This window comes from Variovorax sp. LARHSF232, assembly GCF_052871435.1.
Map to the genome: position 1 here is coordinate 442,456 of NZ_JBIXJS010000001.1, position 15,566 is coordinate 458,021.

The window sequence follows — 15,566 nt, forward strand, 5'->3', positions numbered from 1 at the left end:
CAAAAAAAAATCCTGCCCTTACTTTGCGCTTGCCGCCGCCACCGGCTCGACCGCGCTGGCCTCCATGAACATGACTTCCCACTGGTGGCCGTCCAGATCCTCGAAGCCATGGCCGTACATGAAGCCGTGGTCCACCGGCTCGCGATGCGCCTTGCCGCCGGCAGCCACGGCCTTGGCCACCATGGCGTCGACGCCAGCCCGGTCCTGGGCCGACAAGCACACCAGCACCTCGGTGGCCCGGTTGGCATCGACCAGCGGCTTGTCGGTGAAGGTCTTGAAGAAATCCTCGACCAGCAGCATGACGTAGCTGGTGTCGCTCACGATCATGCAAGCGGCCTGCTCGTTGGTGAACTGCGGGTTGAACTGAAAGCCTAGCCGCTTGAAGAAGGCCATGGACTGGTCGAGGTTCTTCACCGGCAGATTGACGAACATGAGGGTAGCCATATCGATTCCTTGGATTGGTTGTGTACGGTGTCCACAATATAACAAAGGATTTGGACAGTGTCCACATGTCGAACGAGAATGCATCGTGCAATTGCCTGGAGCCTTGCAATGACCCCCACCATCACTGCCTTTGAGCGCTCACCCGACCGCGGCAAGGGACAGGCGCGTGACATGCGTGTTCGTTGGGCGCTCGAAGAAGTGGGCCAGCCCTACGACGTTCGTCTTGTTTCGTTCAGCGAGATGAAGCAGGCGGCGCATCGTGCGCTTCATCCTTTCGGGCAGATTCCGACCTACGAAGAAGGCGATCTCGTCCTGTTCGAGTCGGGGGCGATCGTGTTCCATATCGCGCAGCACCATGCGGGCCTGCTACCAGGCGATGCGAATGCCCGGGCGCGCGCGATCACATGGATGTTTTGCGCGCTCAGTACGCTGGAGCCGCCGATCGTTGATCGGCAATACGCCGTGCTTCAGGAGCGCGACGAGACCTGGTACACGCAGCGCCTGCCGATCGTCGAGGATCGCATTCGTGTCCGGCTTGGCGAACTTTCCGCTCGCCTGGGCGATGCCGACTGGCTCGATGGTGCGTTCAGCGCCGGTGACCTTCTGATGGTGACGGTGCTGCGCAGGTTGAACGGATCGGGCTTGCTGGACGAATATCCGAAGCTCTTCGCCTATGTCGCCCGCGGCGAAGCGCGCCCGGCCTTCAAGCGTGCCTTCGACGCTCAATTGGCGGTTTTCACCGCCGCATCGACCGGCCGCTGAGGAGCCGCGCCACCAGGAGCCTGCGCGGCAGAGAGCGGGTCCCAGCTCAGTTTGCCGCCGAATTCGGAAAGAACAACTGCTCGCCGCCGATCTTGTGGGCAGCAATGCTGGCCTGGCCGGCCGGCGAGATCATCCAGTCGACAAACTTCTGCGCCCCGGCCGAGTTGCGTTGCGGAAATTTGATCGGGCTCACCACCATCACGCCGTACTGGTTGAACAGGCGCTTGTCGCCTTCCACCACGACGGCCAGATCGGCGCGGTTCTTGAAGCTGAGCCAGCTGCCACGATCGGCCAGCACATAGGCACTGCTCGAGGCCGCGATGTTGAGCGCCGGGCCCATGCCGCAGCCGCATTCCTTGTAGCCGCTGCCCTTCTTGTCGTTGGGCACGCTCTGGCCGGCCTCGCCGACACCCGCCTGCGCCCACAGGCGCCGCTCGGCCGCGTCGGTGCCGCTCTTGTCGCCGCGCGAGACGAAGGGCGCGTTGGCGGCGGCGATCTTCTTCAGCGCCGGCGCGATGTCCTTGCCTTTCACGCCAGCCGGGTCCCTGGCCGGGCCCACGAGCACGAAGTCGTTGTACATGACCGGGTAGCGCCTGGCGGCAAGACCGTCGACGACAAACTTCTCCTCGGCCGCGGTGTCGTGCACGAACAGCACGTCGGCATCGCCGCGGCGCGCCATGTCGATGGCCTGGCCGGTGCCTACCGCCACCACCTTCACGTCGATCTGGCTGGCTTTCTTGAACTCTGGCAGCAGGTGCGAGAACAGGCCCGACTGCTCGGTGGAGGTGGTCGAAGCCATGGTGATCTCTTCGGCCCGCACGTCGTCGACCAGGCCCGCCAGCAGCACGCCGGCCAGCAGCAGGCCGTGGCCCGATACCTGCAGGCCCCAGCGCCTCCGCGACAACTTCAGCTTCATCATCATGCGAGTTCTCCTTTGACAAACAACAGGGCCTCCTTGGGCAAGGCGCCGTAGAAAAAGTCGTAGACCGGCAGGTCCGCCAGCACGCGGCCGTGCTCCAGGTAGATGACGCGGGTGGCCAGGCGCTTGACCTGGCCCAGGTTGTGGCTGGCAAAGATGAGGGTGCGGCCGTCCGCCACTTCGCCGATCAGCGCTTCGACTTCACGCTTGGCGGTGGGGTCCAGGCTGGCGGTGGGCTCGTCGAGCAGCAGCACCGCCGGCGCCAGCGCCCAGGCGCGGGCCAGAGCCAGGCGCTGCTGCTGGCCGCCGGACAGGGTGCGTGCGTTGCGGCGCGCCACCGTGCCCAGGCCGACCCGGTTCAGCGCGGCCATGGCCCAACGCTGCGCATCGCGCCAGCGCACGCCGCGCAGCCACAGCGCCAGTGCCACGTTCGACAGCGCACTGGCGCGCAGCATGTGCGGGCGCTGAAACAGCATGGCCTGCATGCGCGCGGGCGCCAGGCTGGCGAAGTTGCCACTGGCGGCAGGCACCAGGCCGTGCAGCAGGCGCAGCAAGGTGCTCTTGCCGCTGCCGTTGGCGCCGACCAGGGCCACCCGTTCGCCGGCATGGATGGTCAGGCTCAACGCCTGCAGCGCATCGATCTGGCCGTAGCGCACGCCGGCACTGCGCAGCATGAACAGCGGCGGTGCGGTCGGGGTCTGCGTCATGCCAGCGCTCCTCTTGCCGCGGCCTGCACGGCGCCGCCGTCGACCCGCTCGCGCCAGCCGCGCAACAGCGAGATCGCCAGGTTGAGCACCAGCACCACCAACAGCAGGACGGCGCCCAGGGCCAGGGCCAGCGGCAGGTCGCCCTTGCTGGTCTCCAGCGCGATGGCGGTGGTCATCACCCGCGTGAAGCCGTCGATGTTGCCGCCCACCACCATCACCGCGCCCACTTCCGACACGGCGCGGCCGAAGGCGGCAATCAGCACCGTGACCAGGGCATAGCGTTCGTCCCACGCCAGCAGCAGGGCACGGGTGAAGGAGGCGGCGCCGAGCGAGCGCAACTGCTCGCCATGGGCCCGGTCCGCATCTTCGACGACCTGGCGCGTCAGCGCCGTGACCACCGGCAGCACCAGGACCGCCTGTGCCAGCACCATCGCCTTGAAGGAGAACAGCCAGCCCAGAAAGCCCAGCGGGCCGGAGTTGGAAAGCAACAGGTAGATCAGGAGGCCCACCACTACCGACGGCAGCGCCAGCAAGGTGTTGAGCAGGGTCAGCAGCACGCCGCGGCCGGCAAAGCGGGTCGTGCCGAGCCAGGCACCGGCCAGCAGCCCTGCCCCGCAAGCCAGGACGCAGGCGCTGGCGCTCACCAGCAGCGAACGGCCGACGATGGCCCATAAGGCCGGGTCGCCCGAGACCAGCAGCTGCCACGAGGCGAGTGCGCTTTCGGTGAAGGTGTTCATGCCGTTCCGCTCGTCGAATGGATTTCGACCCGTGCCAGTATCGAACTGTCACAAAGTCGACCTATGCAAGCCTGTTCATAGGTTGATGATGCTTTGCATAATCGCCGCGTGGCGCCTCAGCAAATCGAACTCTCCTATGCGATCGCGTCGCGCGGCGCCGGCAGGCCGCGCATTCGCAATCCCTTGATGGAGTTGCTGCAGGCGGTGCGCGAAAGCGGCTCGATCTCGGGCGCGGCGCGCCACCTGGGCCTCTCGTACCGCCACGTGTGGGGCGAGCTCAAGCGCTGGGAAGGCCTCTTGGGCCATCGGCTGGTGGCGGGCGATGCCGGCCAGTCGGCGCAGTTGTCGGAGTTCGGTGACAAGCTCCTGTGGGCCGAGCGCCAGGCGCAGGCGCGGCTGGCGGCGCAGATCGAGGCGCTGCATGCCGACCTGGAGCGTGCCTTCGCCCTCGCCTTCAACGACAGCATCCACGTGTTGAGCCTGCATGCCAGCCACGACGATGCACTGGTGGCGCTGCGCGCGCACGCGGCCGCCACCGCGCAGGTGCATCTGGACATCCAGTTCAGCGGCAGCGTGGACGCGATCCGCGCGCTCAACCAGGGCCGCTGCGTGATGGCGGGCTTTCACACGCGCGAGCGGCCGCCCCTGGGGTCGCTGGCGCAGCGCACCTACAAGCCGCTGCTCAAGCCGGGCCAGCACAAGGTGATCGGCTTTGCGCGGCGCATCCAGGGCCTGATGGTGGCGCCGGGCAATCCGCTGCGCCTGAGCGTGATGGCCGACGTCGCGGGGCGCCGGGCGCGCTTCGTCAATCGCGCGCTGGGCACCGGCACGCGGGTGCTGCTGGACGAACTGCTGGCCGAGGCACAGCTGGCAGCGCCGGACATCGCCGGCTACGCACACTGCGAGCCCTCGCACGCGGCCGTCGCCCATGCGATCGAGTCAGGCCAGGCCGATGCGGGGCTCGGCCTGGAATCGGCCGCACGCGGTGCCGGGCTGGACTTCGTGCCGCTGGTGCACGAGCGCTATCACCTGGTGTGCCTGAAGACGGCGCTGGAGCAGCCGTCCACACAGGCCCTGCTGGCGGTGCTGCGCAGCAAGGCCTGGCAGCATCAGCTGGGCACCATGCTCGGTTACGAGTGCGCCGCCAGCGGCCAGGTGCAGTCGCTGCGGGCGCTCTTGCCGTGGTGGAGCTTCAGGAGCGAGAAGGCGCACGCTTCTTCATAGCGCGCAGGTTCTAAAGCCGACGAAGCCCTCATCCCGCGAAGGCAGCGCAAAGCCGCGCCAGTGCGCCGAGCGCAGCCGCGCGCGCGTGGCAAAGGAGGCGCCGCGCAGCACCCGGGCCTGGCCGAAGGCCGGTTGTGGGTCAAACTCGCTGCCGGCGCTCCAGGGGTCGGCGCGAAAACCGGGCCAGGGACGCAACCGGCCTGCGGTCCATTCCCTCACCTCGCCCCAGCGAAAGCCGCGCCGGGCGGCGCCATGGGCAGCGATCTCCCACTCGGCCTCGGTCGCCAGGCGCCGGCCGGCCCAGCGCGCCCAGGCATCAGCCTCCCACCAGCTCAAGTGCATCGCGCTCTGGTGGCCCGCCGCGCGGGTGGCGACACCAAAGCGGCGCTGCAGCACCGAGCCCCCGGTGCCGTGGCGCGCGGCGCCGATCTGCTCGACATGGCGCGGCGCGCGCCGGTCGCCGACCGCCTGCAGCCAGGCCCAGCCCTCGGGCGACCACAGGTCCTCGCGGTCGTAGCCGCCGTCGTCGACGAATTCGACGAACTGGTACCAATTGACCGGCTGCGCATCGATCTCGAACTCGGGCACCTCGAGCTCCTCCTCGCCGCACTCCTGGGCGAAGGCAAAGCCGCTGCCTTCGCCAACGCTGGCCAGGCCCAGGCGCCAGCGCGTGGCCGGCAACAGCAGCGGCTCGCGCGTGGCACCGGGCGGCGGCAACTCGGCGCCAAGCGACAGGCCCAGGGTTTGCGCCATCACGATCAGCTGCTCGCCGCGCAGGTCTTCGTGAAAGAGCGCGAGGCGATAGAAGTACAGCCCGGCGTCGGTCTCGGCGGCGCGCTCCAGCAGCTCGAGCGTGCTTTCCAGCGTTTCCAGGAGATAGGCCTTGGTGGCCGCGAGATCTGGCAGGTCGCTCGCCCAGCGCTCGTCCGGCGCGCGCTGCGCCGGGTTCCACCACAGGTCGGCCTGCGGTTCGATGGAGGCCAGGCGGGTGGGACGCTGCGGGCAATCGATGCCGAAGGCGCGCTGCGTATTGCGCGCGATCCACCATTCGGCAAACCAGCCAACGTGGCCGGCCAACCAGACCGGCGGCACCACGTCCGCAAGCTGCGGCACCTGCGCCAGGCCTGCTTTCGCCAAGGCCTGCTCGAACAGGGTCAGCAGATGCAGTGTGTGGTTGCGCGCGTCGATCAGCGCCAGCGACAGCAGTTCGCGGCCGGCGCGGCGCATGTCGGGCGAGTCGATCGAATGCGGCAGGCCGGGTGCCGGCAGCAGCGGCGTGGACGAAGGCATGGGCAATTATGGCGACGCGGCTGTACCCTAGGGAATACACCAGCAGCCCCTTGGGAAAGCACCGCTCGGCTGCTTCTAAAATCGCGGGCTCCCGACTCACCCGGGGCGCCTCCTCACAGGGGGGTGCCCCGGGTGCTTTCATATTCAGTGTTCCCTTTATCCAAGGCCCGGCATGAATAGCCTGCTCAAGTTCTCCCGAGGTGTCGACTGGCTCAATGGCCAGATCGGCAAGTACGTCATCTGGCTGATCCTCGCCTCCACCGTCATCAGCGGCGTCAACGCGACGGTGCGCAAGATCTTCAACGTCAGCTCCAACGCCTGGCTCGAGATCCAGTGGTACCTGTTCGCCGCCGCCTTCCTGGTCGCCGCCGGCTACACCTTGTTGAACCAGGAGCACGTGAAGATCGACGTGGTGTCGGGGCGCCTGAGCAAGCGGGCGCAGATCTGGATCGACCTCATCGGCTTTGCCTTCTTCCTCACGCCGGTCTGCCTGGCCGTGCTCTGGTATGGCGTTCCCTTCTTCCTGCAAGGCTTCCGCTCGGGCGAGATGTCCAACAACGCCGGCGGCCTGATCCGCTGGCCGGTGTACCTGATGATGCCGCTGGGCTTTGGCCTCTTGCTGCTGCAGGGCCTGTCGGAGTTCATCAAGCGCATCGCCTTCCTGCAGGGCCGCATCGCGGACCCGACCCACAAGCCGGTGGAAAAGACCCCCGAGGAAGAACTGGTCGAAGCGATCCGCCGCCAAACTGAGGCCGAGGCCGCGGCAGCGGCAGCGAACGGCGGCAATAACAACAAGCCCAAAGCCGGCTGAAGCAGGGTCCCACCATCATGGAATTCATCACTTCGAACTTCGCCCCGATCATGTTCGCGGGGCTCATCGTCTTCCTGCTGTTCGGCTTTCCGGTGGCCTTCAGCCTGGGCGCCTGCGGGTTGTTCTTCGGCTTCGTCGGCATTGAGCTGGGCTTGCTGCCCGAGGCGCTGCTGCAGGCGCTGCCGCTGCGCATCTTCGGCATCATGCAGAACGACACGCTGCTGGCCATTCCCTTCTTCACCTTGATGGGGCTGATCCTCGAGCGCAGCGGCATGGCCGAGGACCTGCTCGACACCATCGGCCAGCTGTTCGGCCCGGTGCGCGGCGGCCTGGCGCTGGCGGTGATTTTTGTCGGCGCACTGCTGGCGGCCACCACCGGTGTGGTGGCGGCCTCGGTGATCTCGATGGGCCTCATCTCGCTGCCCATCATGCTGCGCTACGGCTATGACCGGCGCCTGGCCTCCGGCGTGATCGCCGCATCGGGCACGCTGGCGCAGATCATCCCGCCCTCGCTGGTGCTGATCATCATGGCCGACCAGCTGGGCCGCAGCGTGGGCGACATGTACAAGGGCGCCTTCGTGCCTGGCTTCATCCTGACCGCGATGTACGCGGCCTACGTGATCCTCCTGGCCATCTTCAAGCCCAAGTGGGTACCGGCGCTGCCGCTGGAGGCACGCACCTTCCGCGAGCCCAACGGCAGCAGCGGACTGCCTTCGCTCCTGGTGGTGGTCGCCCTGTCGACCGCGGCCGCCATCTTCTTTGGCGAACACATCGCCGACGTTCACACCTGGTGGACGGGCCAAGAGGTGACGTCGGTGGCAACCGACGAGACCATCGTGGTGTCGATGTGCGTGGGCGTGCTGCTGGCCTTCGTGTTGGCCGTGATCAACCGCATCACCGGCCTGAACCTTTTGTCGCGCATCGCCGAGCGGGTCACCTTCGTGCTGATCCCGCCGCTCTTGCTGATCTTCCTGGTTCTGGGCACCATCTTCCTGGGCGTGGCCACGCCGACCGAAGGCGGCGCCATGGGCGCGCTGGGCGCCTTCATCATGGCCATGGTGCGCAGGCGCCTGGACATGCACCTGATCAAGCAGGCGCTCAACACCACCACCAAGCTGTCGTGCTTCGTGGTGTTCATCCTGATCGGCTCGACCATCTTCAGCCTGGTGTTCCAGGGCGTCGACGGACCGCGCTGGGTCGAGCACCTGCTCACCGGCATGCCCGGCGGCCAGCTCGGCTTCCTGATCCTGGTGAACGCGCTGATCTTCTTCCTGGCCTTCTTCCTGGACTTCTTCGAGCTGTCGTTCATCGTGGTGCCGCTGTTGGCGCCGGTGGCGGTCGCGCTGGACATCGACCTGATCTGGTTCGGTGTGCTGCTGGCGGTGAACATGCAGACCTCCTTCATGCACCCGCCCTTCGGCTTTGCCCTGTTCTACCTGCGCAGCGTGGCGCCGACCAAGGAGTACACCGACCGGATCACCAAGAAGACCATCCAGCCGGTCACGACCATGCAGATCTATTGGGGCGCCGTGCCTTTCGTGGTGATCCAGATCATCATGGTGGGCCTGATCATCGCCTTCCCGGGCATCGTCTCCAGCGGCCTGGACAAGGCGCAGAAGATGGACCTGGACAAGATCGGCAACGAAATGATGGAGAACATGGCACCGCCCTCCTTCGAGGCGCCCGCCATGCCCGAAATGCCGGGTGCTGCGCCGGCGCCCGGCGGTGCCGAGGCACCGGCCGCGCCTGCTGCACCGGCGGCGGAGGACGACCCCATGAAGGCGCTGCAGGATTCGATGCAGCAGCAGGAAAAGAAGTAGGCGCGGCGCGAATCGAGCGCCAAAGAAAAAGCCCCGCAGTGCGGGGCTTTTCTTGTTCAGCGGATGCTTCGCTTTACAGCTTCTGCGATGCCATGAACTGGTCGTAGCGGGCTTCGGCAAAGCGGAACCACAGCACCTGGTCGCGCTGGAAGGCGCGCATGTCGGCGTAGATCTTCTTCCACTCGGGGCTCTTGGCGTCGTTCTCGGCGAACACTTCCATCGAGGCCTTGAAGGAGGCGTCGAGGATGGCTTGCGAGAAGGGCAGCACCTTGGTCTTGGCGCCCACCAGCTGCTTGAGCGCGGTGGGGTTCAGCGCGTCGTACTTGGCCAGCATGTCGGTGGAGGCCAGTGCGGAAGCCGCGTCGATGATGGCCTTGTTCTCGGCCGACAGCGCGTCGTAGGCCTTGCGGTTGACGAAGAAGTCGACCTCGGGGCCGCCTTCCCACCAGCCGGGGTAGTAGTAGAAAGGCGCGACCTTGTTGAAACCCAGCTTCTGGTCGTCGTAAGGACCGACCCACTCGGCGGCATCGATGGTGCCCTTTTCCAGCGATTGGTAGATTTCGCCGCCGGGAATGCTCTGCGGCACGGCGCCCATCTTGGTCATCACTTCACCGATCAGGCCGCCGCCCAGGCGCATCTTCATGCCCTTGAAGTCGGCCGGGGACTTGATTTCCTTGCGGAACCAGCCGCCCATCTGGGTACCGGTGTTGCCGCCGGCGAAGCTGAGCATGCCGTAGCCGGCATAGAACTCGTTCATCAGCTTGCGGCCGTTGCCATGGCGCATCCAGGCGGTCATCTGGCGTGCGTTGAGGCCGAAGGGCACGGCCGAGCCCAGCGCGAAGGCGGGGTTCTTGCCGTAGAAGTAGTAGGGCACCGTGTGCGTCAGTTCGACGGAGCCGTTCTGCACGCCGTCCACCACGCCGAAGGGAGGCATCAGCTCGCCGCCGGCATGCACCGAGATCTCGAACTTGCCGCCGGACATGGCCTTGACCGCATTGGCGAACACTTCGGCGCCACCATAGATCGTGTCGAGCGATTTCGGGAAGCTGGAAGCCAGGCGCCAGCGCACCGCGGCCTGTGCATGCACTGCGGGCGCAATGCCGGCAGCCAGGACGCCGGCGATGCCAGCGTTCTTGATAAGGGAACGACGATCCATTGAGTTGACTCCGAATGCTTGGGAAGGAAAAAAGAAAACGCGGCTCGTGGCCGCGTAGACGACTGGTTGATAGCCGCAGAGATTGTAGAAAGCGGTTACATCCCTCCAGCCCGATTTCTTTCTCCGGAGAAACCCTGATCGATCAGATGCGCGAAGCGATGCCTGATCGACTGCTCGATGCCGGCCGCATCCAGGCCGACGCTCGACAGCAGCTTGACCGGATCACCATGCTCGATGAAGCGGTCGGGCAGGCCCAGCTGCAGCATCGGCCGCACCATGCCGGCTTCCTGCAGCGCCTCGGACACCGCACTGCCGGCGCCGCCCATGACGGCGCCCTCTTCCACAGTGACGATGGCGTCATGCGTGCGCGCGATTTCCAGCAGCAGCTCGCGGTCCAGCGGCTTGACCCAGCGCATGTTGGCCACGGTGGCGTCCAGCGCCTCGGCCGCCGCCAGGGCCGGATAGAGCAGCGTGCCGAAGGCCAGGATGGCGATGCGCGCGCCTTCGCGCCGCACCTCGCCCTTGCCCAACGGCAGCGCATCGAGCGCCGCGTGCGGGGTCTTGCCGACACCGGCGCCGCGCGGATAGCGCACCGCCACCGGGTGGTCCTGTTCAAAGGCGCTGGTCAGCAGCTGCCGGCACTCGGCCTCGTCGGCCGGGCAGGCAATGCCCATGTTGGGAACGCAGCGCAGGAAGGGAATGTCGTAGGCGCCCGCATGGGTGGCGCCGTCGGCCCCGACCAGGCCCGCGCGGTCGAGCGCGAACACCACCGGCAGGTTCTGGATGGCCACGTCGTGCACCAGTTGGTCGTAGGCGCGCTGCAGGAAGGTGGAGTAGATCGCCACCACGGGCTTCAAGCCCTCGCAAGCCAAACCGGCGGCGAAGGTCACGGCATGCTGCTCGGCGATGCCCACGTCGTAGTAGCGATTGGGAAAGCGCTGCTCGAACTCGACCAGGCCCGAGCCTTCGCGCATGGCCGGCGTGATGCCGACCAGGCGCGCGTCCTGTTCGCCCATGTCGCACAGCCATTGGCCGAAGACCTGGGTGAAGGTGGTCTTGGGCGCGCTGGCCGGCTTGACCAGGCCCACCGAAGGATCGAACTTGCCGGGGCCGTGGTAGGCCACCGGGTCGGCCTCGGCCAGCTTGTAGCCCTGCCCCTTCTTGGTGACCACGTGCAGGAACTGCGGGCCTTCCAGGTGCTTCAGGTTTTCCAGGGTGGGAATGAGCGAATCGAGGTCGTGGCCGTCGATCGGGCCCACGTAGTTGAAGCCGAACTTCTCGAACAGCGTGGCCGGCACCACCATGCCCTTGGCCTGCTCCTCCAGCCGCTTGGCCAGCTCGAACAGGGGCGGCGCCTTGCGCAGCACGCTTTTGCCGACGTTCTTGGCGGCGGCGTAGAAGTTGCCGCTCATCAGCTGAGCCAGGTAGCGGTTGAGCGCGCCCACCGGCGGGCTGATCGACATGTCGTTGTCGTTCAGGATCACCAAGAGCTTGCAATCGCAGACGCCGCCGTTGTTGAGCGCCTCGAAGGCCATGCCGGCCGTCAATGCACCGTCGCCGATGATGGCCACCGCATGGCGGTCTTCGCCCTTCTGCTTGGCCGCCATCGCCATGCCCAGCGCCGCCGAAATGCTGGTCGACGAATGGGCGGTGCCGAAGGTGTCGTACTCGCTTTCGCTACGCTGCGGAAAGCCCGACAGGCCGCCCAGCTGGCGCAGGGTCGGCATGCGCTCGCGCCGGCCCGTGAGGATCTTGTGCGGATAGGTCTGGTGGCCCACGTCCCACACCAGGCGGTCGTGCGGCGTGTTGAACACGTAGTGCAGCGCCACCGTCAGCTCCACGGTCCCGAGGTTGGAGCTCAGGTGCCCCCCGGTGCGCGAGACGTTGTCGAGCACGCAGGCGCGCACCTCGTCGGCCAGTTGCTTGAGCTGCGGGCGGTCCAGGCGGCGCAACTGCGCGGGATCGGAAATCGTGGGGAGTAGCGGGACCATCGGGGAGTCTTGTTTGTTATCGATCGCGCTCGACGACCATGCTGGCCAGCGCACGCAGCGCGCCGGTGTCGGCCAGGCCGCTGCGCTCGAGCGCAGCCAGCGCCTCGCGGTGCAACTGCACCGCCTCGGCGCGCGCGCCATCGAGGCCGAGCAGGGAAACATAGGTCGGCTTGTCGCTGGCGGCGTCCTTGCCGGCGGTCTTGCCCAGGGTTTGCGAATCGGCCGTCACGTCGAGGATGTCGTCGACGATCTGGAAAGCAAGGCCCAGCGCGGCGCCAAAGGAGCGCAGCGCGGCCAGGGCCGACGGCGCCACCTTCTCGGCGCAGGCCGCGCCCATCTCGACGCTGCCTTGCAGCAAAGCGCCGGTCTTGAGCCGATGCATCTGGCGCAGGCTCTCTTCGTCCAACGCCATGCCGACGCTGGCCAGGTCGATCGCCTGGCCGCCGGCCATGCCCTCGCTGCCGGCAGCGCGCGCCAGCAGGCGGCAGAGGCGGGCCTGCACCACGGGCGCGAAGCCGGCGTCTTCCGGCGTGAGCAGTTCGAAGGCCAGGGCCTGCAGGGCATCGCCAGCCAGCAGCGCGTCGGCCTCGCCGAACTTCACATGCACGGTGGGCTTGCCACGGCGCAGCACGTCGTTGTCCATGCACGGCAGGTCGTCGTGCACCAGCGAATAGGCGTGGATGAGCTCGGTGGCGCAAGCGGCGCGCAGGGCGGCTTCGCCGTTGCCGCCCACCGACTCGCTGGCCGCCAGCACGAGGAGCGGCCGCAGCCGCTTGCCGCCGTCCAGCACCGCATAGCGCATGGCATCGCCCAGCAGCACCGGCGCATCGACGCCCACCCAGCGCGACAGCGCGGCCTCGACGCGCGCCAGCTGCGGTTCGCTCCAGGCGGCGAGGCGGGCGGCGTCCCAGTGTTCCGGTTGTTCCATCAGGGCAGCCATTATTGAAGCCCCCGCGCTCGGCACTGCGTGTCCTCGCTGCCCCCCAAGGGGGAGTTCGCTTGTTTGGGGCGGCCCGGCACTGCGCTCATGCATGCCCCCACGCTTGCCACTTCGTGTGCTGCGCTGCCCCCCAAGGGGGAGTTCGCTTGCTTGGGGCGGCCCGGCACTGCGCTCATTCGGGCGCCCATGTCTTGAGGTTGCCCGCGTCCAGCACCTTGATCTGGTCCTCCACGGCCTGCAGCTTGTCGCGGCAGAAGGCCAGCAAGGCGGCCCCGCGCTGATAGCTGGCCAGCAATTGGTCGAGCGGAAGCTGGCCCGACTCGAGGGCCGCGACCAGTTGCTCGAGCTCCGCCAGGCCCGCCTCGTAGGTGGCCGGCAGCGCGCTCGCGTCGGGTGTGGAAATGGGGGATGCCTTGGGCATGCTCTCTCGCGTCAAACAGGAGATTTTAGGGCTGGGCCGCAATCGCTGGCGCCGGGTACAATTCCCGCTCTTTTTCCGTGCAACGCGCAATATTCGTGCGTGCGCCACGCGGCAAGGCCTCACTTAGCTTCCTTTGGCTGCCCTGCCTTTTCTTCTAGCGTTTCTTCTCCCTGTTTTGTCCATGTGGGGAGCTTGGTCAGGTCACCCATGTCTGATTTAAGTCTTCAACTGCAGCAGGCTTCCAGCCAACTTCATGTTTCGGCCTATTTCGACGAGGCGCTCTACGCCCGCGAGATGCAGACACTTTTTGGCGAGGGGCCGCGCTACGTCGGCCATCGCCTGGCCGTGCCCGAGCGCGGCAACTTCCACACCCTGCCCCAGGAGCACGAGGGCCGGGCGCTGGTGCACACGCCCAAGGGCGTGGAGCTGATTTCCAACGTCTGCCGGCATCGCCAGGCCGTGATCCTGCAGGGCCGCGGTGCGCTGGACGCGCAAGGGGGCGGCAACATCGTGTGCCCGCTGCACCGCTGGACCTACGCCGCGGCCGATCCGCGCACCACCGGCACCCTGATCGGCGCGCCGCACTTCGAGCAGGACCCCTGCCTGAACCTGCACAACTATCCGCTCACCGAGTGGAACGGCCTCCTGTTCGAGGCCAACGGCCGCGACATCGGGGCCGACCTGGCCCGCCTGGGCCCGCGTGCCGAGCTCGACTTCGAGGGCTATGCGCTCGACCACGTCGAGCTGCACGAGTGCAACTACAACTGGAAGACCTTCATCGAGGTCTACCTCGAGGACTACCACGTCGGCCCCTTCCATCCCGGCCTGGGCAGCTTCGTCACCTGCGAAGACCTGCGCTGGGAGTTCAACAAGAACTACTCGGTGCAGACGGTGGGCGTGGCCAACCGCCTGGGCCGCGCCGGCAGCCCGGTGTACCAGCGCTGGCAGGAGCAACTGCTCAAGTACCGCGAAGGCAAGCCGCCGAAGTTCGGCGCCATCTGGCTCACCTACTATCCGCACGTGATGATCGAGTGGTATCCCCACGTGCTCACCGTGTCGACCCTGCACCCGGTCGGGCCGCAGAAAACGCTGAACATGGTGGAGTTCTTCTACCCCGAGGAGATCGTCGCCTTCGAGCGCGAATTCGTCGAGGCGCAGCGTGCCGCCTACATGGAAACCTGCGTGGAAGACGACGAGATCGCCGAGCGCATGGACGCCGGCCGCCGCGCCCTCATGCTGCGCGGCGACGACGAGGCCGGCCCCTACCAGAGCCCGATGGAAGACGGCATGCAGCAGTTCCACGAGTGGTACCGCGCGGAGATGGCGCCGGCGGGCTAGGGTCCCATTTTTTTCTTGGCCGCCTCGCCTGCTTGCGGCGCGGGCCGCTGCATCCAAAAAGAAGAAGACGACACATGCAAGCGCTCTGGATGGTTCTGGCCGCACTCCTCTTTGCCTCGATGGGCGTGTGCGTCAAGTTGGCTTCGGATTGGTTCACGAGCGCCGAGCTGGTGTTCTGGCGCGGCGTCATCGGCATCGTCTTCCTGTGGCTGCTGGCGCGCCGGCAAGGCGTTTCACTGGCCACCCGCTACCCGGGCATGCATGCGTGGCGCAGCCTGGTCGGCGTGGTGTCGCTGGGCGCCTGGTTCTATGCGATTGCCGGCATGCCGCTGGCCACCGCCATGACCCTCAACTACATGAGCAGCGTGTGGATCGCCGCCTTCCTGATCGGCGGCACGCTGCTGGCCTGGATGCCGGTGCCTGGCCGCGACGGCAGCGTGCCGCGCCCGCCCTTGCAGGCGCCGCTGGTGCTCACGGTACTGGCGAGCTTCGGCGGGGTGGTGCTGATGTTGCGCCCCACCATCGGGGCCAACCAGGGCTTTGCCGGGCTGATGGGCCTGCTGTCGGGCCTGACGGCCGCTTTTGCCTACATGCAGGTGATCGCGCTGTCGCGCATCGGCGAGCCGGAGACCCGCACGGTCTTCTATTTCGCCCTGGGTTCGTTGGTGGCCGGCGGCCTGGCGATACTCGTCACCGGCATCTCGCCCTGGAACTGGGGCCACGCCCTGTGGCTGCTGCCGGTGGGCGTGCTGGCGGCCTTGGGCCAGCTGTGCATGACGCGCGCCTACGCCACCGCCAAGACCCCGGCCGCCACGCTGGTGGTTGCCAACCTGCAATATTCGGGCATTGTGTTCGCGGCCTTCTACAGCCTGATCGTCTTCAACGACAAGATCGACGGCCTGGGCTGGGCCGGCATGGCGCTGATCGTGGCCAGCGGCATCGCCGCCACCGTGCTGCGCCAGCGCGCGGTGCCGCGTGCGCCGGCCGAAGAGCACTGATTTTTCTC

The 15,566-nt window shown here is 67.0% G+C and carries 15 protein-coding genes; 6 read left to right on the top strand and 9 right to left on the bottom strand.

The features are described from left to right. Positions 1 to 18: 18 nt before the first annotated feature. Positions 19 to 444, bottom strand: coding sequence for a VOC family protein (locus ACIPRI_RS02155; protein ID WP_446588024.1), 426 nt, complete (start codon positions 442 to 444; stop codon positions 19 to 21). A 108-nt stretch (positions 445 to 552) separates the two neighbouring features. On the opposite strand from ACIPRI_RS02155, the gene ACIPRI_RS02160 reads away from it, so the two are divergent. Continuing rightward, entirely contained in the window at positions 553 to 1,206 is a 654-nt protein-coding gene (locus ACIPRI_RS02160; protein ID WP_446588026.1) for a glutathione S-transferase family protein, read from the top strand. Positions 1,207 to 1,252: 46 nt separating this feature from the next. Here ACIPRI_RS02160 and ACIPRI_RS02165 read toward each other — a convergent pair whose 3' ends face one another. Genes ACIPRI_RS02165 through ACIPRI_RS02175 form a run of 3 tightly spaced genes read right to left on the bottom strand, consistent with a single transcriptional unit; the run spans position 1,253 to position 3,569 of the window. Next, complete coding sequence (locus ACIPRI_RS02165; RefSeq protein WP_446620358.1) at positions 1,253 to 2,125, bottom strand: extracellular solute-binding protein; 873 nt, start codon at positions 2,123 to 2,125, stop codon at positions 1,253 to 1,255. Then, on the bottom strand, positions 2,125 to 2,832 hold the full coding sequence (locus ACIPRI_RS02170) for an ATP-binding cassette domain-containing protein (RefSeq protein WP_446588028.1): 708 nt from the start codon (positions 2,830 to 2,832) through the stop codon (positions 2,125 to 2,127). The genes ACIPRI_RS02165 and ACIPRI_RS02170 overlap by 1 nt, the downstream gene beginning before the upstream one ends. After that, positions 2,829 to 3,569, bottom strand: coding sequence for an ABC transporter permease (locus ACIPRI_RS02175; protein WP_446588030.1), 741 nt, complete (start codon positions 3,567 to 3,569; stop codon positions 2,829 to 2,831). The genes ACIPRI_RS02170 and ACIPRI_RS02175 overlap by 4 nt, the downstream gene beginning before the upstream one ends. A gap of 108 nt (positions 3,570 to 3,677) precedes the next feature. On the opposite strand from ACIPRI_RS02175, the gene ACIPRI_RS02180 reads away from it, so the two are divergent. Beyond that, a complete protein-coding gene (locus tag ACIPRI_RS02180; RefSeq protein ID WP_446588032.1) occupies positions 3,678 to 4,793 on the top strand; it encodes a substrate-binding domain-containing protein in 1,116 nt (371 codons plus the stop codon). Here the strand turns inward: ACIPRI_RS02180 and ACIPRI_RS02185 are convergent. Continuing rightward, on the bottom strand, positions 4,788 to 6,083 hold the full coding sequence (locus ACIPRI_RS02185) for an SUMF1/EgtB/PvdO family nonheme iron enzyme (protein ID WP_446588034.1): 1,296 nt from the start codon (positions 6,081 to 6,083) through the stop codon (positions 4,788 to 4,790). The genes ACIPRI_RS02180 and ACIPRI_RS02185 overlap by 6 nt on opposite strands. 172 nt (positions 6,084 to 6,255) lie before the next feature. Here ACIPRI_RS02185 and ACIPRI_RS02190 point away from each other — a divergent pair, with 172 nt between their 5' ends. Both ACIPRI_RS02190 and ACIPRI_RS02195 read left to right on the top strand, forming a co-directional pair. Then, positions 6,256 to 6,894: a TRAP transporter small permease subunit gene (locus ACIPRI_RS02190; protein WP_446588036.1), complete on the top strand. Its 639-nt coding sequence runs from the start codon at positions 6,256 to 6,258 to the stop codon at positions 6,892 to 6,894. Positions 6,895 to 6,911: 17 nt separating this feature from the next. Continuing rightward, a complete protein-coding gene (locus ACIPRI_RS02195; protein ID WP_446588039.1) occupies positions 6,912 to 8,714 on the top strand; it encodes a TRAP transporter large permease in 1,803 nt (600 codons plus the stop codon). A 73-nt stretch (positions 8,715 to 8,787) separates the two neighbouring features. On the opposite strand, the gene ACIPRI_RS02200 is transcribed toward ACIPRI_RS02195, so the two are convergent. The 4 genes from ACIPRI_RS02200 to ACIPRI_RS02215 form a co-directional block, all read right to left on the bottom strand. Then, on the bottom strand, positions 8,788 to 9,870 hold the full coding sequence (locus ACIPRI_RS02200; protein WP_446588041.1) for a TRAP transporter substrate-binding protein: 1,083 nt from the start codon (positions 9,868 to 9,870) through the stop codon (positions 8,788 to 8,790). A gap of 95 nt (positions 9,871 to 9,965) precedes the next feature. Beyond that, positions 9,966 to 11,861: a 1-deoxy-D-xylulose-5-phosphate synthase gene (gene dxs, locus ACIPRI_RS02205; RefSeq protein ID WP_446588043.1), complete on the bottom strand. Its 1,896-nt coding sequence runs from the start codon at positions 11,859 to 11,861 to the stop codon at positions 9,966 to 9,968. Positions 11,862 to 11,877: 16 nt separating this feature from the next. After that, complete coding sequence (locus ACIPRI_RS02210) at positions 11,878 to 12,789, bottom strand: polyprenyl synthetase family protein (protein ID WP_446588045.1); 912 nt, start codon at positions 12,787 to 12,789, stop codon at positions 11,878 to 11,880. A 184-nt stretch (positions 12,790 to 12,973) separates the two neighbouring features. Next, positions 12,974 to 13,222, bottom strand: a complete 249-nt coding sequence (locus ACIPRI_RS02215; protein ID WP_446588047.1) for an exodeoxyribonuclease VII small subunit — start codon at positions 13,220 to 13,222, stop codon at positions 12,974 to 12,976. Positions 13,223 to 13,429: 207 nt separating this feature from the next. Here ACIPRI_RS02215 and ACIPRI_RS02220 point away from each other — a divergent pair, with 207 nt between their 5' ends. Together ACIPRI_RS02220 and ACIPRI_RS02225 are read left to right on the top strand one after the other, a co-directional pair. Continuing rightward, positions 13,430 to 14,560 (top strand): aromatic ring-hydroxylating oxygenase subunit alpha, encoded by a 1,131-nt coding sequence (locus ACIPRI_RS02220; protein ID WP_446588049.1) that lies wholly within the window; start codon positions 13,430 to 13,432, stop codon positions 14,558 to 14,560. Positions 14,561 to 14,634: 74 nt separating this feature from the next. Beyond that, positions 14,635 to 15,558, top strand: a complete 924-nt coding sequence (locus ACIPRI_RS02225; protein WP_446588052.1) for a DMT family transporter — start codon at positions 14,635 to 14,637, stop codon at positions 15,556 to 15,558. Positions 15,559 to 15,566 lie beyond the last annotated feature (8 nt).